This is a genomic window from Ruegeria sp. BB7, from assembly GCF_056539365.1.
The window spans coordinates 33,676-51,207 of the sequence record NZ_JBQFUV010000009.1; the positions used below are offsets into that span (position 1 = coordinate 33,676).

A 17,532-nucleotide genomic window follows, 5' to 3' on the forward strand; every position below is an offset into this window, starting at 1 on the left:
GACCACCCGAAAGGGCAAAGAGAATGGAAGGATGCCAAAATCAGCCTTCCGCCGAAGCAGCTCAATTTGACAGCAGGACCGGATAAAGCGAGGCGACCAGTAGCGCCGCCATGGTCCAATTGAACATAACCAATCGGCGCGGGTTGGTCAGAATTCGTGCCATTTGCTGCCCTAGCACGGTCCATGTGCTGACCGATGGCAGGTTCACTGCACCGAATACCACAGCCACGATCACAATGGCCTGCAACGTATGGTCTGGCGTATAGACCGTGGTGGCCGTTAGGGCCATTGTCCAGGCCTTGGGGTTGACCCATTGAAAGGCGGCGGCCTGCAAAAAGGTCATGGGGTCGCCTTTGGCCTTCGCGCCCGACGCGGGGGCCGCATGCGCAATCTTCCACGCGAGGTACAGCAGGTAAAGCACCGAGGCTGCCTTCAGAATTGTATGGCTTATCGGATACCGTTCAAACATCTGCGCCAGACCAGCACCGACCAGCAGAACCATGACCGTGAACCCCAGACCGATTCCCAGCATATGCGGGATCGTACGGCGAAATCCAAAATTGGCGCCCGATGCCATCAGCATCAAGTTGTTCGGTCCCGGCGTGATGGACGACACAAAGGCAAAGGCGATCAGGGCCAGAAGAATGTCATAGGTCATGCGGCGCATAATTACCGCGCAAGGGGCAAATGAAATTGCGTTCTGATGCGTAGCTATAGTATTTTCACAATTAATGACGAAGATTGATCAAATAAATCATCAAATATTGCGGGAATTGTCCCGTGATGGCCGTATCAGCAATCTGGAACTGGCAGATCGGGTCGGTTTATCCCCCTCGGCTTGCCTACGTCGGGTGCAAGAGCTGGAGCGTGCAGGTGTGATTTCGGGCTATCGTGCGGTGCTGAATCCCGCTGCGCTGGGGGTGGGTTTTGTCGCTTATATCGGTGTTGGTTTGGGAGAGCACACCAAAGCAGCCCAAGAAGGTTTCGAACGCGCCTTGCAAAATGCATCAGAGGTTGTGGAATGCCACAATATTACCGGCACTATTGAATATCTGTTGCGTGTCGAATGCACGGATCTTACCGCATACAAAACCTTTCATACCGAGGTATTGGGAACTCTGCCGCATGTAACTTCGATCACGTCTTACGTGGTAATGGGATCGCCCAAGGACATGCGCGCCTAATGGTCGAGAATGTGATCGTTTGCCGTCTTGCCCGGTAAATTCTCAGGTCTTACTGTCATCACAAAGGTCAATCAAATGGGGATCAACCCCATCAGGACCAAACTCAGGGAGATGACCATGACATTCATCCGAACCGGAGCGCTTGCCTCAGCCTTGGCGTTGATCGCTGGGGTAGCCATGTCTGCACCGCTGAAACTGCAACCCGCCAACCCGCAACCCAGCCCGCAGGCCGGGTTGAATGTGAAATACTTCGGTACCGGCAATCAGCACAAGAAGATCCGGGACCTGAGCCAGGCAAAAAGCCTACTGTCTCAAGCACAGCCCGGAACACCGTTGCGGGGGCTGGATTACAGGGACACCAGCAAGGGTGAGGATGTTATGACATTCGACGGCGCTTATAATGTTGCCGCTGAAGTCACGGGGTATATGCGTTTTGATTCACCCGGAATTTACGAGCTCGAAACATGGTCGAACGACGGGATAGAAGCTTGGGTTGGGGGACAAGAGATTGGCCGCGTGAACGGTGTTCAGGGTTGTGAAGCCAATCAACGAACCGAGGTGGAAGTGCCGCAAGCCGGGTGGTATCCGTTGAAAATCTATTATTACCAGAAACTCGGAACGTCCTGCCTGATGATGAAGTCGGGCAAACAGGGTGAGCGGTTCACCTGGACACCCAACGACGTTTTCGGCCGGTAAAGCAAAGGCGCCCCGCAGGGCGCCTTTTTAGTGTCAGCCGTTGGCGGCGATCAATTCGGCCTGCGCCACGATGACCTCAGCCTGTTTGATCGAGGCGATATCGACCAGGCGGCCTTTATAAACGGTGGCACCCTCGCCATTGGCTTTGGCCTGTTCCATCGCGGCCAGAATTTCGCGTGCCTCTGATACAGCTTCGTCCGAGGGGGTAAAGACCTGATTGGCCAGCGCGATCTGCTTTGGGTGAATTGCCCATTTGCCAACCATACCCAGCGTGGCCGAGCGTTTGGCTTGTGCGATGTACCCTTCATCATCCGAGAAATCGCCAAATGGCCCGTCGACCGGCAGCACACCATGAGTACGGCAGGCTGCGACGATGGCGGCTTGCGCCCAGTGCCAAGGGTCGGACCAGTGCTTTTCACCTTCGCGCAGCATATAGTAGTTTTCCTGCGTGCCGCCGATACCGGTGGTCTGCATTCCCATCGAGGCTGCAAAGTCTGCTGCACCCAAGCTCATTGCTTGCATCCGTGGCGACGAAGCTGCGATTTCCTCGACATGCGCGATGCCAGCGGCGGATTCGATGATGACCTCGAAGGAAACCGGTTTTGTGCGGCCCTTTGCACGCTCGATGGCAGTCACCAGCGCGTCCACGGCATAGACATCTTCTGCGCAACCGACCTTTGGGATCATGATCTGATCCAGACGGTCTCCGGCTTGTTCAAGCAGATCGACCACGTCACGATACCAATAAGGTGTATCCAGGCCGTTGATCCGCACCGACATGTATTTGCTGCCCCAATCGACCGTATTCAGCGCCTCGATCACATTGGCGCGGGCGACGTCCTTGTCCGAGGGCGCAACCGAGTCTTCAAGATCCAGGTTGATTACATCTGCTGCCGATGCAGCCATTTTCGGGAACAGCTTGGTATTTGACCCCGGCCCGAACAGCTGACAACGGTTGGGGCGCGCAGGGGCGGCGGGTTGAAGGCGAAAGCTCATCTGGACCTCGTGCGAGTAAGGAAATTACAATTTTCTTGCGTGTTGAGGTATTAAATTGCGCAACTATACGCAAGTATCTTTGTGCAGATGCGGCATTGCGTTCGCAGCATCTGCTGCAGGAAGCCTCCAGTTCGGTGATTAAATAATAATCACTGTGAAAACTTGAAAGATAATTGCAGCATTTTGCGATAATGCGGGAAAATTTCCCATTCGTCCGAATGATGTCGGATGAAAACGCGAAGCACTCGTCGGACACGTCCCATAGGCTGGCTCGGAATCAAAGGAGTAAACCGCAATGATCGAGACACCGTACCTGCTGTTTCTGGGCGATGCGCCCGACCAATTGGCGGCCAAAGTGGCCATCGGCATCCGGGATTGGCGTCCTGAAAATGCCGTGGGCCAGTTTCGGATGGAAGGCTGCAAGGCTGACCTGGGCCTGACCGACATGACCCTGGCCGAGGCCAAAGAGGCTGGTGCCAAGACATTGGTCATCGGCGTGGCCAACCGTGGCGGCTTTATCAGTCAAGCCTGGAAAGAGGTTCTGATTGCCGCGCTGGATATGGGGTATGACGTGGCATCGGGCTTGCACAACCTGCTGCGGGACGAAGGTGATCTGGTCGCTGCTGCACAGACGCATGGTGGCACCCTGCACGACGTGCGTGTTCCGACCGTTGGTTACCCGATTGCCAATGGTAAAAAGCGCAGCGGCAAACGCTGTCTGGCCGTCGGAACCGATTGCTCGGCCGGCAAAATGTATACGGCGATGTCCATGGACGCCGAAATGCGCAAGCGTGGCATGAAGTCGACCTTCCGCGCGACAGGCCAGACTGGCATTCTTATTACCGGGCACGGCGTGCCGCTGGACGCGGTGATTGCGGATTTCATGGCGGGATCGATTGAGTACCTGACACCTGACAACGATGCGGATCACTGGGATCACATCGAAGGGCAGGGGTCGCTGTTCCACGTTTCCTATTCTGGTGTAACCATGGCTCTGATCCATGGCGGCCAGCCGGACGCGCTGATCCTGTGCCACGAGCCGACCCGCACGCATATGCGTGGTCTGCCAGAGTTTTCGCTGCCGACCCTCGAGCAGTTGCGTGATACGGCGCTGCCGCTGGCGCGGGTTGCCAACCCGGATTGTCAGGTCGCTGGTATTTCGATCAACACGCAGCATCTGAGCGAGGACGAGGCGAAGGACTATATCGCCAAGGTCGAAGCCGAAATGGGTCTGCCCGCAACCGATCCGTATCGCTTTGGCGCAGGTAAACTGGTCGACGCGCTGGCTGCAATGTGATCAAAGGACCCCGCCGGAGGATGCCTCCGGCGGGAGTATTTTCAAAAAGATGAAGGAGCGGGCGCGTGCAGATTGAAGTCTCTCGTGATGTATTCCGGCTGGCGCAGGTCTTTACCATTTCGCGCGGGTCGCGGACCGAGGCCAAGGTGCTGACCGTGCGTGTGACGGATGGGGCGTATGAGGGCTGGGGCGAATGCGTTCCCTATGCGCGCTATGACGAGACGCTGGAGTCGGTTGAGGCCGAGATTGCTGGGCTGCCCGACACCTTTGATCGTGCTGCTTTGATGGAACTGTTGCCCGCAGGCGCCGCCCGCAATGCGGTGGATTGCGCGTTGTGGGATCTGGAGGCCAAGCGCGCTGGTAAACCCGCTTGGGAACTGGCCGGGCTACCGCTGCCGGGCCCCGAGATCACTGCCTATACCCTATCGCTGGATACGCCCGAGGCGATGCAGGCGCAGGCCGCCGCAAATGCGCATCGTCCGCTGCTGAAGATCAAGCTGGGCACGCCGGATGACATGCCACGTCTGGAAGCCGTCCGGGCCGGAGCGCCCAATTCCAAGATCATCGTTGACGCCAATGAAGGTTGGTCCGCCGAGGTTTACGCAGATCTTGCACCGCATCTGGTGCGATTGGGTGTGGCGCTGGTTGAACAGCCTTTGCCTGCCGGGGAAGATGATGCGCTGATTGGAATGGAGCGCCCGGTGCCGGTGTGTGCCGACGAGTCCTGCCATGACCGCAGCAGCCTGCCCAAGCTGAAAGGCAAGTATGATGTGGTCAACATCAAGCTGGACAAAACCGGCGGTCTGACCGAGGCGCTGGCCCTGCGTGAACAGGCCCTGGCCGAGGGCTATCGCGTGATGGTTGGCTGCATGGTCGGCAGCTCGCTTGCCATGGCACCTGCGACACTTCTGGCGCAAGGCGCGATGGTTACAGACCTTGACGGCCCGCTTCTTCTGGCTGAAGACCGCGACAACCCGCTGATTTTTGATGACGCCGGAGTGCACCCGCCGAAAGCGGAACTCTGGGGCTGAGGAGACAAGACATGACCCGCACCGTATATGTAAATGGCGAATACCTGCCCGAGACCGAAGCCAAGGTTTCTATCTTTGACCGTGGTTTTCTGTTTGCAGACGCTGTCTACGAAGTCACCAGCGTTCTGGATGGCAAGCTGATTGACTTCGAAGGCCATGCTGTGCGCCTGAAACGCTCGCTGGACGAGCTGGAGATGGCTGAGCCCTGCACCAAGGACGAATTGTTGGAAATTCACCGCAAGCTGGTGGAGATGAACGGCATCGTAGAAGGTCTTGTGTACCTTCAGGTGAGCCGTGGCTCGGATGGCGACCGGGACTTTGTGTTCCCTTCGGCCGATACTAAGCCCAGCCTCGTTCTGTTCACACAGAACAAACCGGGCCTCGCCGACAGCCCTGCGGCCAAGAAAGGCGCCAGTGTCATCTCGATCGAGGATATCCGCTGGGGTCGCCGCGACATCAAGACAGTGCAGCTGCTGTACCCGTCGATGGGCAAGATGATGGCCAAGAATGCAGGTTGTGACGATGCGTGGCTGATTGAAGACGGCTATGTGACCGAAGGCACCAGCAACAACGCGTATTTCGTCAAGGACGGTAAGATTGTTACCCGTCCGCTGTCCAGGGACATCCTGCACGGGATCACTCGCAAAGCCGTCCTGCGTATGGCGGCCGAGGCGCAGATGGAAATCGAAGAGCGCCTGTTCACCATTGATGAGGCCAAAGAGGCGGATGAGGCCTTCACGACTTCAGCCAGTGCCTTTGTTATGCCGGTTGTCGAGATTGATGGCGTAACACTGGGCGACGGAACACCCGGCCCGATTGCCAAGCGCCTGCGTGAGATTTATCTGGATGAAAGCCGCAAGGCAGCGATCTAAAGAAAAGGCCCGCCAACTCGGCGGGCCTTTTGCATTTCGGGGCGTCAGTCCTGTTTGCCGACATTTTCTTCAAACGCGACCTTGAAGGCGGCCTGTTTCTCGGGGCTGGCATCGGTCTGATAGTTGGCCTTCCACTCATCCATGGTCATGCCGTAGAAAATCTGACGGGCCTCGTCTTTGCCCATCTCGATGCCTTTTTCATTGGCGGCTTCCTGATACCAGCGGGACAGGCAGTTGCGGCAGAACCCGGCCAGATTCATCATGTCGATGTTTTGAACGTCCGTGCGGTCTTCCATCAGGTGCTTCTGCAACCGGCGGAAAGCGGCGGCCTGAAGTTCGATTTCGGTTTGCTTCTCCATGGTCTGGCTCCGAACGGTTTTCTGGTGTGTAGTGTCTGACCTAACAATCCAATCGTGGTCTTACAACAATCACGAAGGGCCATAAGGCCCTTCGCAGCTTTGGATGTCAGTGTTATGCCAGTTTGAGCGCCAGCCAGGGCATCAGGCAGAACACGATCGTCAGGATCTTGTAGTTGGCAAGATACCTAAAATAGGCCCTTTTCACGTCGGCCCGCTCCATCTGGAACATTCTGCCGTGAATGCCCGCTATCCAGTCCTGCAAGGCAAGGATCATCAGCGTGGTAAAGCCCAAAAGGGCGATGTTCAGGACCGTCATCCAACCGAAGACGGTCGTCAGGAATTCCTGAGTCATGGTCGTCTCCTTTCCTCCAATATATGGGGTGCAAGGAAAACACTCACAATAACGTGAGGCCTGAAAACAACCTCGGATGACCCAACGTCACAAGCCGCTGTCGACCAATGCGTCCCGCAAGATCACGGCAAGCCGCTCGGCCCAGTCGCGCTGTCCCGCGTGATCGGCAATCAGGTCGTTGCGCAGTTCGATCAGGGCATTCGGACGGCCATGAACTGTGCAATGCCGGTCAATCGCGTCGCCCGGCAGCACGCCGGTATACGGTTCGTTGACGCCGACACACAGATCGTCTTCCGCCTCAAGTCGGTCGATGAGTGGGCGCGAGAACCGTTCGTCCGGGGTATGCAGCACACCTATATGCCACGGGCGCGGGTCGCGGCCACGCAATTGGCGCGTAAACGAATGCATTGAAACGATCACCGCATGGGGCAGGCCGGCCAAACGCTCCAGCGCCTCATGATAGGGGCGGTAGCACATGTTCAGACGCCGCTCCCGCTCGGCCGCATCAGCATTGCGATTGCCGGGGATGATCGAACCGTCATAGAGCTTCATCAGCAGGGTCGGGTCATCCTCACCCCGGTTTGGGTCGATCACCAGGCGCGAGAAGTTGGCCGCAATCACGGGGGCGTTCAGGATCTCTCCCAGATGTTTTGACACCTCATAGGCACCCACGTCATAGGCGATGTGACGTTCCATGTCTTCGCGCGGAAGGCCGAGGTCACCGCCATTGATTTCGGGCGGTACTGTATTGGTCGCGTGGTCGCATGTGATCAACCAGCGCGAGGGGCGATCAGCGCCGTGGATAAAAAACGGAGAGTACGTCATAAGCCTGTCATCTAGTTTGTCGCAGGTGTAGGGCAGTTGCTTCGGAAAGGGAATTGCGCAATAAGCGGCTTGAAGCAATGTTTGCGGTAACATTTTTGCGGAACTGAACAGGGACCTGAGGAGAGCGCCACCAATGCGACGCCTGAGAAATGTAAAAATTGTGGCGACGCTGGGACCGGCGTCCAATGATTATGATACAATCCGTGCACTGCACGAGGCAGGTGCGGATGTGTTCCGCCTCAACATGAGCCACGGTAGCCACGACGAAATCCGCGAGCGGCACAGGATCATCCGGCAGGTGGAAAAGGATCTGGACAGTCCGATTGCCATCCTGGCCGATCTGCAGGGCCCAAAGTTGCGGGTGGGTGAGTTCGCCAACGGCGCGGAAGAACTGGAAGAGGGCGCTGCGTTTCGTTTGGATCTTGACGCCGCGCTGGGCGATGGCAGCCGCGTATGCCTACCACATCCTGAAATATTCGCCGCATTGGAACCGGGCGCGCGCCTGTTGGTCAACGATGGTAAAATCCGCCTGATCGTTCAGGACTGTGGTCAGAACTTTGCCAATTGCACTGTCGAGGTTGGTGGAACGATTTCTAACCGTAAGGGGGTGAACGTGCCTGACGTGGTTCTGCCACTGGCGGCGCTGTCGGCCAAGGACCGTGACGATCTGGAATTTGTTTGCCAATTGGGTGTCGATTGGCTGGCACTTAGCTTTGTGCAGCGCGCCAAGGACGTGTTCGAAGCGCGTGCGTTGGCCGACGGGCGTGCCTCGATCCTGTCAAAGATCGAAAAACCTGCGGCGGTTGAGGCATTTGAAGATATCCTGGATGCCTCGGACGGAATCATGGTCGCACGGGGCGATTTGGGTGTTGAGCTGCCCGTTTCTGCCGTGCCACCGATCCAGAAACGGCTGGTACGGAAATGTCGCAGTGCGGCCAAGCCGGTGATCGTGGCAACTCAGATGCTGGAGAGCATGATCGAAAGCCCGATGCCGACACGGGCCGAAGTCTCGGATGTGGCCACTGCGATTTATGAAGGCACTGACGCCATCATGCTCAGCGCGGAATCGGCGGCTGGCTCGTACCCGATCGAGGCCGTGCAAACCATGAACAAGGTTGCAATCGAGGTTGAGGCTGATCCGACCTACACGCAGATCATCGCGGCGTCGCGCACCGCCAAAGGTACAACGATCGCCGATGGTATCGTGGCCGCTGCGCGTGAGATTGCGGAAAAGACCGACATCAAGGCCATCTGTTGCTTCACCCAAAGTGGCACCACGGCGCTGCTTACAGCTCGGGAACGCCCTGGAGTTCCGATCATTGCAATGACGCCTGCGACAGGAACCGCGCGACGCTTGTGCCTGACCTGGGGGTGCCATTGCGTGATGACGCCCGAACTTGAGCGTTTTAAAGGCGCCGTTGTTAACGCCGCCCGCGCTGCTCGCTCTGGTGGGTTCGCCACAGAGACAGACCAGATCGTGGTGACTGCTGGCGTGCCGTTTAACGTGCCCGGAACCACTAATATCCTGCGGATTGCACCCTGTGATGAACGTCTGATCTATAACACCGATCCGGGTTGAACGGGGTGCTGAGATAGATCCGCGCGATACTGCAATCTGGATTTGCCTATATTTTAGGCGGTAAAAGAACAATGAAATCAATGAAAAGCCGGACTTAAGGTTGATTCCGGCAATTTCCCCTCTGTTTTTTGGTGTTTTTCACGGATACTTGCCCGTAGGGGCGGTCTACTCAGAAAGTTCCAAGTTCCGGCCGCTCTGCCGGGGGCACGGGCCTCGGTAAAATCAACGATAACGGAGGGACGTCATGACAACGAAAATTGTCATAGGACTGGACGGGACAAAAACCGGGGAACGCGCAATCGCCTTTGCCAAGGACTTGGCGGGGCGGATCGGATCATGTGAGTTGCTTGTAGTTTATGTGATTGAATGGTCTCCATTTACTTTTCAGACACCTGAAGAAAACGCTTTGCGGCACAAACGGCGCGAGGAAGAGATTGAACTAGCTACCTCACGCATTGTCACCCCGGCAGTGGACGCGCTGAATACCGCTGGTTTTACGGCGAAAGGCATTGTTCGACATGGCGACGTGGCGGAGACACTGAATGCCATCACGGTCGAAAATGATGGAACGCAGATCATCGTCGGTCGCGCCTCGGCAGATGGCTTCAAGAAACGGCTGTTTGGCAGTTCGACCCAGAATTTGGTGATGCATGCCGACGTGCCGGTCACGGTCGTGAACTGAGGGGAGTGATGAAAATGAATATGCTTCAAAAACTATGCCTCGGTACTGTCGCGGCTTTGTTCGCCAATCCGGCAATCGCGCAAGAGGCGCCTGGTCTGGACGACAAGATCAATCAGGCGTTTGCTGATTTCACGGGGCCTTTTGTCAGCTTTATTTTTGCTCCATTTCCGGGCACGGGATTCCCATGGATCGTGGGGTGGCTTGTGATCGCGGCAACAGTTTTCACACTGTATTTTGCCTTTGTGCAGCTTCGTTTCTTTGGGCATTCGATCAGCTTGGTCAAAGGTGATTATTCTGATCCAAACGATGCCGGTGAGGTCAGCCATTTCCAAGCGCTGGCGACGGCGCTTTCCGGCACAGTCGGCCTTGGTAACATTGCCGGTGTGGCCGTGGCTGTCGGGATCGGCGGGCCGGGTGCCACCTTTTGGATGATCGTCGCGGGCCTTCTGGGAATGGCGTCGAAATTCACCGAATGTACGCTGGGCGTTAAATACCGCAATGAGTACGAAGACGGCACCGTTTCCGGTGGTCCGATGTATTACATGTCCAAAGGGTTCGCTGAATTGGGCTTGCCTGGCGGTAAGATTCTGGCCGTTCTGTTCTCGATCTTCTGTATTCTAGGCGCGCTGGGTGGGGGCAATATGTTCCAGGCCAATCAGGCGCATCAGCAAATCGCAGGTATAACCGGAGATTATCCTGGATGGATTACCGGTCTGGTCTTCGCAGGCATTGTCTTTGCGGTGATTGTCGGTGGTCTGAAATCCATCGCGCGCGTGACCGAGAAAGTCGTGCCGTTCATGGGTGTGATGTATGTGGCAGCTGCGCTTGTGATCATCATCATGCATGCAGACCAAATAGGCTGGGCCTTCGGCCAGATATTCGCAGGTGCCTTTACTGGTCTTGGTGTGGCGGGTGGCATGGTCGGTGCGCTGATCCAGGGTTTCCGCCGTGCGGCGTTCTCGAACGAGGCGGGCGTTGGTTCTGCGGCCATTGCACACTCGGCTGTTCGGACCAAAGAACCAATCACCGAGGGCTTTGTCTCGCTGCTGGAACCGTTCATCGACACAGTTGTGATCTGCACCATGACCGCGCTTGTGATCATCATCACCCAGCAGCTGATCATTGACCCGGAAACCGGCAAGTACATGCTGAACGAAGCGGGTAACGCGATTGCCACAGTCGATGGCAACTCGGGCGTCAGCCTGACCTCGGCCGCCTTTGGCAGTGCGTTTGGCTGGTTCCCCTATGTACTGGCGATCGCGGTGGTGCTGTTTGCCTTCTCGACCATGATCAGCTGGTCCTACTATGGCCTCAAGGCTTGGACCTACCTGTTCGGCGAAGGCCACACCAAGGAATTGGTGTTCAAGGTCATCTTCTGCATCTTCGTGGTGATCGGTGCGGCGGCCAACCTTGGTCCGGTTATCGACTTCTCGGATGCGGCGATCTTTGCGATGGCGGTTGTGAACGTCTTTGCATTGTACTTCCTGATGAAGGTTGTGCGTGAAGAACTGGCCAGCTACGCGGCCCGGTTGAAGAGCGGCGAGATTCGCAAGTTCGAGCACTAATCCATCCTATCGGGGCGGCCTGCGCCGCCCCGGTACATGACCACCCTGAGAATCGCGAGATTCTGCTCCAAACCCCCTTGCCAGTATGACAAAACTTGCGTAAACGGCGCTTCTGATCGCGTGACCGGCCGAGATGGCATGCCGAGTCGCGTTTAGTACCGAACCCTGAAAGGAGACGGAAATGCCTAAGATGAAGACCAAGTCGAGCGCCAAGAAGCGCTTTAAGGTGACTGCGACCGGTAAGGTCCTTGCTGGCCAGGCCGGCAAACGGCACGGCATGATCAAGCGGACCAAAAAGTTCATCCGCGACGCCCGTGGCAACACCACCCTGTCCGCCCCCGACGCCAAGATCGTCAAGGGCTACATGCCCTACGACCGCTAAGAGGAGATTAAGAGATGTCCCGCGTTAAAGGTGGAACCGTAACTCACGCCCGTCACAAGAAGGTCATCAAGGCCGCCAAAGGTTACTATGGTCGCCGCAAGAGCACCTTCAAGGTTGCCCGTCAGGCCGTCGACAAGGCCAACCAGTACGCAACCCGCGACCGTAAGAACCGCAAGCGCAACTTCCGCGCGCTGTGGATCCAGCGTATCAACGCTGCTGTGCGTTCGCATGACGAAGCACTGACATATTCCCGCTTCATCAACGGCCTGAACCTGGCCGGTATCGAAGTGGACCGCAAAGTTCTGGCCGACCTGGCCGTGCACGAACCGGAAGCGTTCGGCGCGATCGTCGCCAAAGCTCAGGCCGCTCTGGCAGCCTGATCCTCTTTTAGAGAGACAGTGAACAAGAGGGTCGCTCTGGATAGAGCGACCCTTTTTTGTCAGGGTAGGTGGTGTTTGTTTGATCGCGTGTTTAATCACCCGGATAGGGGAATTCGCGGCCAAGCGCTTCGCTGGCTTGTTCGTAGATTGGCCGCAGCGCATCGTCCACGTCCCATTTTCCCCCCTCTATAAACTCCGAAAAGCCCACGGACTCCACTGGAATACCTTGGTTTTTTGCGAAAGTTTCTCGGTCATTTTCACCCGGTGGTATTGGCGGCTCCGAGAGAGGAGGCGACCAAGTGTGTTCTTCGGTAACGGCCATGCGCACTCGGATATCGTCTTTGGTGACATTCCAAACCATGAAGTCTTCGGCCAAACTTAGCGGTCCATCATAGGTCGTGCGAATGCGCTCTTCGACTCCTCCTGCCGTGTCGAAGTCATTAAAGAAATGGTAAGCTACAGCAATCCGCGGCTTTATTTCTGACATGACTTTACCAAAGGCTTCGGGGGCAGTGTGAATTTGCGTTCCCACTTGAAGTGCTGATTCAGGCGTGAAACCGAGTTTTCCAACAATGTCTGGTACAGTGATGAAGCATTCGTGGATCGCGATATCCGCGTCTTTGGCGTATTCTATGAACCACTTATTCGGGTAAGTGTCGGAGCTGTAGACAAACTTCAACCCATTCCATTCCAGTGAGAAACTGACGGCCCCGTCGATCCCATGAATTGCCGGAAATGTTCGGACAACGACACCGTTCTCGTCGTAGATCACTGCATTTTCTCCTTTGTAGTCGAACTCGGTTACATCCATTTGATACCCACGAGGATCAGTTGCGCCGACCCGCGCACTTAGGTCCCACAGCAACATGTCCTTCATGCTATCCGTGGCTGCTTTTGTACCAAGTTCAGGAACTGAGCCGCTGGGTCCCCAGACGCGAAGGGGTCTGTTTCGCCCCATTAATGCGCCCCCAATGAAGAGTTCGTGTAAGGCCCCGAAATGATCTGTGTGCAGGTGCCCTATGAACACCTTGTCCAGATAATTATAGGGAATCTGAAGTGACGAAATTCGTTCTGAAGACCCCGAGCCGATGTCGAAAAAAAACTTATCCCCATTCCCGAGTTCGACAAGGAAGCAAGCGGCTGCTTGAGCCGCCCGTGTGGTTGGCATACCTGTTCCGCAGGCGACCACGCGCATTTCGTCAGGCGTCAAGTCCTCTGTATTGGGGTAATACGCATCGCGCGGGCGATCCCGAACCGCAGTAGGAGAGATATCGGGTTTGGCCTCCTGAGCGGAAGCTATCTTCGGACCGATGGCGTCGAGGGTATCGCGCAAAGCAGTTTCCGGAGTAGTGCCATTTCGCTCCATCCATGTCCCGGTAACTACACCAATGCCTAGCAAAGATATTATGGCTGTAGTCCTCACCAAACCCTTCATCTGACGTTCCCCTCATTTTTTTTACTTAAGAAAATCCTGTGTGTCTCTGCTCCATTCCCGGCAGTAATATATTCACATCTGAATATAGCATATTTTGGATAATGTCGCGAGGCAGGAACCTTGGGTTACCCGCAGGTATCGCGTCCACAGGTTAACAGGCTCAATCTGGAACGAAAAAAACCGGCGCATCCAATGCGCCGGTTCTTATTGTACTTTCTTCAGCTTTAGTGTGTCGGGTAGGGCTAATACCCTTTAGCCGAAAACACGACCCAGTGCGCCGTCGACTGCGTCGGTGATTTGGTCGATGTCATCCGCCGTCGCAATCAGCGCAGGCGAGAAGCACAGCGTGTTGTTGCGGCTTGGGATCGAGCGGTTGGTCGCGCCGATGATGACGCCCTGCGCCATACAGTCGGCCACAACCGCCTGAACCTTCTTCTCGTCCATCGGCTCTTTGGTTGACCGGTCTGCGACCAGTTCTGCGCCCAGGAACAGGCCCTTGCCGCGGACGTCGCCGATCACTTTGTGCTTTTCCATCAGCGCCTGTAGGTTACCCAGCATACGGTCGCCCATGTCGGTGCAGTTCTGAAGCAGGTTCTCGTCTTCGATGATGCGCATGTTCTCGATAGCCGCTGCCGGACCGGCGGTGCAGCCGCCAAAGGTCGAAATGTCGCGGAAGTAGCCCATCGGATCAGATGCGTCGTCCTTGAACATATCAAAGACTTCTTCGGTGGTGACCATGCAGGCAATCGCCGCATAACCCGAGGCAACGCCTTTGGCCATGGTTACGAAGTCCGGCTTGATGCCGTATTGCTGATAGCCGAACCAGGTGCCGGTACGGCCAACGCCGCAAACCACTTCGTCGATATGCAGCAGCACGTCGTACTTCTTGCAGATTTCCTGCACACGCTGCCAATAGCCCTCGGGTGCTTCGATCACGCCGCCACCTGCGGTTACCGGCTCAAGGCACAGTGCGCCGACGGTCTCGGGGCCTTCGCGCAGGATGACCTCTTCGATCTGATTGGCGGCCCATTCACCAAAGTTCTCAACAGGTGCGCCGTCCAGTTCGTGCTTGCGGTATTCCATGCAGTGCGGCACGCGCACGAAATCCGGCGCGAAGGGGCCGTATTGCGCGGTGCGCTCGTCCTGACCACCTGCCGACATGGTTGCCAGCGTCGAGCCGTGATAGTCGCGATCACGATACAGAATCTTGGTTTTCTTGCCGCCGTATTTCTTGTGCGCGATCTGACGGACAATTTTGAAGGCCTTCTCGTTCGCTTCCGAGCCCGAGTTGGTGTAGTAGACGCGGCTCATGCCCGGCATTTTGTCGATCAGCATTTCAGCAAAGTTCGAACCGGGGATCGAGCCGGCGGAATTGGCGAAATAGCAGATTTTCATCAGCTGGTCGTAAACCGCCTTACAGATCGATTCGCGGCCATAGCCGACGTTGACGGTCCAGACGCCACCCGAAACCGCGTCCAGATGCTCTTTGCCCTTCTGGTCCCAAACGCGCATGCCTTTGCCTTCGACAATGATGCGTGGGTCATTGGTTTCAAACTGTTTATGCTGGATCAGGTGATGCCAGAGATGGGCGCGGTCGGCCTCGACTACGCGGGAAAGATCGTTTTCGTTGAACGTGCCGTCCATGACATGTCCTTTCAGTCAGATGCGGAAGGCGGAATACGGGAATGGTCCCGATCCGACAGATGTTTGTGATAGTGCAGATCACCCAAAATGGCCTGCCAGAGATAGGGCCAGATAGCATTATCCCATATCGCCAGTTCATCCTAACATAGTATTTTTGCGGATTTTCAGGCGCGCATCTTTATGCTCAAGTCTGGCAATCGCGATTTGGGAGGATCGGCGGATGGGAGCCACACAAATTTACGAATATCATCTGGACAAATGCCGGGCGAATTATACGCCCTTGTCCCCGCTGAGTTTCATTGAACGCACGGCGCAGGTTTATCCGGATTACCCGTCGGTCGTATATGGCGAACGCCGTTACAATTGGGCTGAGACCTACGCGCGTTGCCGCCGTTTAGCGGGCGCACTCGCCGGACGCGGTATCGGTTCGGGCGATACTGTCTCAATCATCGCCGCCAATATTCCAGAGATGTATGAGGCGCATTTTGGCATTCCTATGGCCGGGGCTGTTCTGAATGCGATCAACACCCGGTTGGATGCACCGATCATAGCCTTCATCCTGAACCACGCTGAAACCAAAGTGCTTCTGGTTGATCCCGAGTTTGCGGGCGTTGTGAAAGAGGCGCTGAAGGAGGTCGATCATGACCTTCTGGTGATCGACATCGAAGACCCCAGCTTTGACGGCGGCGAAAAGCTGGGCAGCCTGACCTATGATGCGCTGCTGGCTGAGGGCGATCCGGAATACGCATGGTCCTTGCCCGGTGATGAGTGGGACGCGATCACGCTGAACTATACCTCGGGCACCACAGGCAACCCCAAAGGGGTGGTCTATCACCACCGAGGAGCGGCACTGAACGCACAGTCCGACCTGTTGGATTGGGATATGCCCAAACATTCCACTTATCTGTGGACCTTGCCGATGTTCCACTGCAACGGCTGGTGTTTCCCTTGGGCGATGGCCGCCAATGCAGGCGTTTCAGTCTGCCTGCGCGCGGTGCGGGCCGAGCCGATCTATGCCGCCTTCCGCGATGAAAAGGTCACGCATTTTTGTGGTGCACCCATTGTGCTGAACATGCTGGCCCATGCGCCTGACGAGCTGAAGGATTTCGACCATCAGATCAAGGTGATGACCGCCGGCGCCCCGCCACCTGCCGCCGTGATCGAGGCGATGGAGGCGATGGGGGTCGAGGTGACCCACGTGTATGGACTTACTGAGACATACGGCCCCTCCGTCGTCTGTGCATGGAAGGATGAATGGAATGCCAAGGATGCGCAGGAACGCGCCGCGTTGAAGGTGCGGCAAGGGGTACGCTATTCGGCCCTGTCCGGGCTGATGGTGGCTGATCCCGAGACGCTGGAGCCTGTGCCTGCAGATGGTGAAACCATGGGTGAAATCTTTATGCAGGGCAATGTCGTGATGAAAGGCTATCTGAAGAACCCTGATGCGACGGACAAAGCTTTTAATGGCGGCTGGTTCACCTCGGGCGATTTGGGGGTGATGTATCCCGACGGCTATATCGCGCTCAAGGATCGGTCCAAGGACATCATCATCTCGGGCGGCGAGAATATCTCATCCGTCGAGGTTGAGGGAATCCTGTATCAACACCCTGCGGTGATGGAGGCCGCGGTGGTGGCTCGCCCCGATGAGAAATGGGGGGAAACGCCTTGTGCCTTCGTCGAGTTGAAACCCGACGCTACGGCGACCGAGGCGGAATTGATCGCGTTTTGCCGGGACAATATGGCCCACTTCAAGGCGCCAAAGACCGTGGTGTTCGGAACTCTGCCGAAGACATCGACAGGCAAGGTACAGAAGTTCGTACTGCGGGATCAGGCGCGGGTTTTGTCTTAAGAACCGGCCTTGTCGAACATGGAAAGGTTCAGATCCAGCATCTCGCCCATCCAGATGGCCCGGTCGCGATGGTCCTCAAGATGCTGGCCGGTCTCGGGATGGGTGAAGATGGTCAGCCCTTGTCGGTTTAGCATCAGCCAGGGAATGACTTGAGCGAAGGCATCGGCTGCAAAGCCGAGTTGGCAGCTCCAACGGGGGTGCGGGCCAACGGGGCGCGTGTGCATGTGACCCATCGCAACGGGAAAAAGGCGGGCAGCTTCTTCACAGATTTGTTTTGCTGTGTCTTGGGTGTCTGCGTCGAAATAGACATGGGCGTGATAGCCTAAGATTTCTGGCATGGCGTCCTCATTTCTCAGATGAGACCAACCTAAGGCGACCCGACACCCATTCCTACCTGCGGCCAC

At 56.5% G+C, this 17,532-nt stretch carries 19 protein-coding genes; 11 read left to right on the forward strand and 8 right to left on the reverse strand.

Annotation, left to right across the window (positions count from 1 at the left end; translation table 11 throughout):
- Nucleotides 1–61 precede the first annotated feature (61 nt).
- On the reverse strand, nt 62–658 hold the full coding sequence (locus ACR0D7_RS13930; protein ID WP_480679628.1) for a LysE family translocator: 597 nt from the start codon (nt 656–658) through the stop codon (nt 62–64).
- Between the two features lie 73 nt (nt 659–731).
- Between ACR0D7_RS13930 and ACR0D7_RS13935 the strand changes: the two genes are divergently transcribed.
- Nucleotides 732–1,184, forward strand: a complete 453-nt coding sequence (locus tag ACR0D7_RS13935) for an Lrp/AsnC family transcriptional regulator (protein ID WP_480679545.1) — start codon at nt 732–734, stop codon at nt 1,182–1,184.
- A 117-nt stretch (nt 1,185–1,301) separates the two neighbouring features.
- Complete coding sequence (locus ACR0D7_RS13940) at nt 1,302–1,880, forward strand: PA14 domain-containing protein (RefSeq protein ID WP_480679546.1); 579 nt, start codon at nt 1,302–1,304, stop codon at nt 1,878–1,880.
- A 33-nt stretch (nt 1,881–1,913) separates the two neighbouring features.
- On the opposite strand, the gene ACR0D7_RS13945 is transcribed toward ACR0D7_RS13940, so the two are convergent.
- A complete protein-coding gene (locus ACR0D7_RS13945) occupies nt 1,914–2,876 on the reverse strand; it encodes an L-malyl-CoA/beta-methylmalyl-CoA lyase (protein WP_170387085.1) in 963 nt (320 codons plus the stop codon).
- A gap of 295 nt (nt 2,877–3,171) precedes the next feature.
- Here ACR0D7_RS13945 and dgcN point away from each other — a divergent pair, with 295 nt between their 5' ends.
- The 3 genes from dgcN to ACR0D7_RS13960 all read left to right on the forward strand — a co-directional run bounded on the left by dgcN (nt 3,172) and on the right by ACR0D7_RS13960 (nt 6,076).
- A complete protein-coding gene (gene dgcN / locus ACR0D7_RS13950; protein ID WP_480679547.1) occupies nt 3,172–4,173 on the forward strand; it encodes an N-acetyltransferase DgcN in 1,002 nt (333 codons plus the stop codon).
- Nucleotides 4,174–4,238: 65 nt separating this feature from the next.
- Entirely contained in the window at nt 4,239–5,204 is a 966-nt protein-coding gene (gene dgcA / locus ACR0D7_RS13955) for an N-acetyl-D-Glu racemase DgcA (protein WP_480679548.1), read from the forward strand.
- Nucleotides 5,205–5,215: 11 nt separating this feature from the next.
- Complete coding sequence (locus ACR0D7_RS13960; protein WP_480679549.1) at nt 5,216–6,076, forward strand: D-amino-acid transaminase; 861 nt, start codon at nt 5,216–5,218, stop codon at nt 6,074–6,076.
- Nucleotides 6,077–6,120: 44 nt separating this feature from the next.
- On the opposite strand, the gene ACR0D7_RS13965 is transcribed toward ACR0D7_RS13960, so the two are convergent.
- The 3 genes from ACR0D7_RS13965 to ACR0D7_RS13975 all read right to left on the reverse strand — a co-directional run bounded on the left by ACR0D7_RS13965 (nt 6,121) and on the right by ACR0D7_RS13975 (nt 7,612).
- Entirely contained in the window at nt 6,121–6,435 is a 315-nt protein-coding gene (locus ACR0D7_RS13965; protein WP_480679550.1) for a DUF1244 domain-containing protein, read from the reverse strand.
- A gap of 112 nt (nt 6,436–6,547) precedes the next feature.
- Entirely contained in the window at nt 6,548–6,787 is a 240-nt protein-coding gene (locus tag ACR0D7_RS13970) for a DUF6868 family protein (protein ID WP_480679551.1), read from the reverse strand.
- Between the two features lie 87 nt (nt 6,788–6,874).
- Nucleotides 6,875–7,612, reverse strand: a complete 738-nt coding sequence (locus ACR0D7_RS13975) for an N-formylglutamate amidohydrolase (protein WP_480679552.1) — start codon at nt 7,610–7,612, stop codon at nt 6,875–6,877.
- Nucleotides 7,613–7,745: 133 nt separating this feature from the next.
- Here ACR0D7_RS13975 and pyk point away from each other — a divergent pair, with 133 nt between their 5' ends.
- The 5 genes from pyk to rplT all read left to right on the forward strand — a co-directional run bounded on the left by pyk (nt 7,746) and on the right by rplT (nt 12,200).
- The gene (gene pyk / locus ACR0D7_RS13980) at nt 7,746–9,191 is read left to right on the forward strand and encodes a pyruvate kinase (RefSeq protein WP_170387099.1); all 1,446 of its coding nucleotides are present in this window, start codon (nt 7,746–7,748) and stop codon (nt 9,189–9,191) included.
- Nucleotides 9,192–9,435: 244 nt separating this feature from the next.
- Nucleotides 9,436–9,873, forward strand: a complete 438-nt coding sequence (locus tag ACR0D7_RS13985; protein ID WP_480679553.1) for a universal stress protein — start codon at nt 9,436–9,438, stop codon at nt 9,871–9,873.
- Between the two features lie 14 nt (nt 9,874–9,887).
- Nucleotides 9,888–11,438 (forward strand): alanine/glycine:cation symporter family protein, encoded by a 1,551-nt coding sequence (locus ACR0D7_RS13990; RefSeq protein WP_170387103.1) that lies wholly within the window; start codon nt 9,888–9,890, stop codon nt 11,436–11,438.
- A gap of 181 nt (nt 11,439–11,619) precedes the next feature.
- Nucleotides 11,620–11,820, forward strand: coding sequence for a 50S ribosomal protein L35 (gene rpmI / locus ACR0D7_RS13995; protein WP_010443552.1), 201 nt, complete (start codon nt 11,620–11,622; stop codon nt 11,818–11,820).
- Between the two features lie 14 nt (nt 11,821–11,834).
- Nucleotides 11,835–12,200, forward strand: a complete 366-nt coding sequence (rplT, locus tag ACR0D7_RS14000; protein WP_008756009.1) for a 50S ribosomal protein L20 — start codon at nt 11,835–11,837, stop codon at nt 12,198–12,200.
- Nucleotides 12,201–12,291: 91 nt separating this feature from the next.
- Here the strand turns inward: rplT and gntH are convergent, their stop codons facing one another.
- Both gntH and ACR0D7_RS14010 read right to left on the reverse strand, forming a co-directional pair.
- Nucleotides 12,292–13,635, reverse strand: coding sequence for a guanitoxin biosynthesis MBL fold metallo-hydrolase GntH (gntH, locus tag ACR0D7_RS14005; protein WP_480679554.1), 1,344 nt, complete (start codon nt 13,633–13,635; stop codon nt 12,292–12,294).
- A 252-nt stretch (nt 13,636–13,887) separates the two neighbouring features.
- Nucleotides 13,888–15,279, reverse strand: a complete 1,392-nt coding sequence (locus tag ACR0D7_RS14010) for an aminotransferase family protein (RefSeq protein ID WP_170575585.1) — start codon at nt 15,277–15,279, stop codon at nt 13,888–13,890.
- A 220-nt stretch (nt 15,280–15,499) separates the two neighbouring features.
- Here ACR0D7_RS14010 and ACR0D7_RS14015 point away from each other — a divergent pair, with 220 nt between their 5' ends.
- Nucleotides 15,500–17,128, forward strand: a complete 1,629-nt coding sequence (locus tag ACR0D7_RS14015; protein ID WP_480679555.1) for an acyl-CoA synthetase — start codon at nt 15,500–15,502, stop codon at nt 17,126–17,128.
- On the opposite strand, the gene ACR0D7_RS14020 is transcribed toward ACR0D7_RS14015, so the two are convergent.
- Nucleotides 17,125–17,466, reverse strand: coding sequence for a DOPA 4,5-dioxygenase family protein (locus ACR0D7_RS14020; protein ID WP_480679556.1), 342 nt, complete (start codon nt 17,464–17,466; stop codon nt 17,125–17,127). The two genes, ACR0D7_RS14015 and ACR0D7_RS14020, sit on opposite strands and share 4 nt — an antisense overlap.
- Nucleotides 17,467–17,532: the final 66 nt, after the last annotated feature.

What these genes read in the sequence shown, in the direction of transcription:
- ACR0D7_RS13935 (WP_480679545.1), top strand. Translation starts at nt 732, where the DNA reads ATGACGAAGATTGATCAAATAAATCATCAAATATTGCGGGAATTGTCC.
- ACR0D7_RS13930 (WP_480679628.1), bottom strand. Translation starts at nt 658, where the DNA reads ATGACCTATGACATTCTTCTGGCCCTGATCGCCTTTGCCTTTGTGTCG.
- ACR0D7_RS14015 (WP_480679555.1), top strand. Translation starts at nt 15,500, where the DNA reads ATGGGAGCCACACAAATTTACGAATATCATCTGGACAAATGCCGGGCG.
- ACR0D7_RS13990 (WP_170387103.1), top strand. Translation starts at nt 9,888, where the DNA reads ATGAATATGCTTCAAAAACTATGCCTCGGTACTGTCGCGGCTTTGTTC.
- ACR0D7_RS13970 (WP_480679551.1), bottom strand. Translation starts at nt 6,787, where the DNA reads ATGACTCAGGAATTCCTGACGACCGTCTTCGGTTGGATGACGGTCCTG.
- ACR0D7_RS14010 (WP_170575585.1), bottom strand. Translation starts at nt 15,279, where the DNA reads ATGGACGGCACGTTCAACGAAAACGATCTTTCCCGCGTAGTCGAGGCC.
- ACR0D7_RS13985 (WP_480679553.1), top strand. Translation starts at nt 9,436, where the DNA reads ATGACAACGAAAATTGTCATAGGACTGGACGGGACAAAAACCGGGGAA.
- ACR0D7_RS13960 (WP_480679549.1), top strand. Translation starts at nt 5,216, where the DNA reads ATGACCCGCACCGTATATGTAAATGGCGAATACCTGCCCGAGACCGAA.
- gntH (WP_480679554.1), bottom strand. Translation starts at nt 13,635, where the DNA reads ATGAAGGGTTTGGTGAGGACTACAGCCATAATATCTTTGCTAGGCATT.
- dgcN (WP_480679547.1), top strand. Translation starts at nt 3,172, where the DNA reads ATGATCGAGACACCGTACCTGCTGTTTCTGGGCGATGCGCCCGACCAA.
- ACR0D7_RS14020 (WP_480679556.1), bottom strand. Translation starts at nt 17,466, where the DNA reads ATGCCAGAAATCTTAGGCTATCACGCCCATGTCTATTTCGACGCAGAC.
- ACR0D7_RS13940 (WP_480679546.1), top strand. Translation starts at nt 1,302, where the DNA reads ATGACATTCATCCGAACCGGAGCGCTTGCCTCAGCCTTGGCGTTGATC.
- ACR0D7_RS13975 (WP_480679552.1), bottom strand. Translation starts at nt 7,612, where the DNA reads ATGACGTACTCTCCGTTTTTTATCCACGGCGCTGATCGCCCCTCGCGC.
- ACR0D7_RS13965 (WP_480679550.1), bottom strand. Translation starts at nt 6,435, where the DNA reads ATGGAGAAGCAAACCGAAATCGAACTTCAGGCCGCCGCTTTCCGCCGG.
- ACR0D7_RS13945 (WP_170387085.1), bottom strand. Translation starts at nt 2,876, where the DNA reads ATGAGCTTTCGCCTTCAACCCGCCGCCCCTGCGCGCCCCAACCGTTGT.
- rpmI (WP_010443552.1), top strand. Translation starts at nt 11,620, where the DNA reads ATGCCTAAGATGAAGACCAAGTCGAGCGCCAAGAAGCGCTTTAAGGTG.
- pyk (WP_170387099.1), top strand. Translation starts at nt 7,746, where the DNA reads ATGCGACGCCTGAGAAATGTAAAAATTGTGGCGACGCTGGGACCGGCG.
- rplT (WP_008756009.1), top strand. Translation starts at nt 11,835, where the DNA reads ATGTCCCGCGTTAAAGGTGGAACCGTAACTCACGCCCGTCACAAGAAG.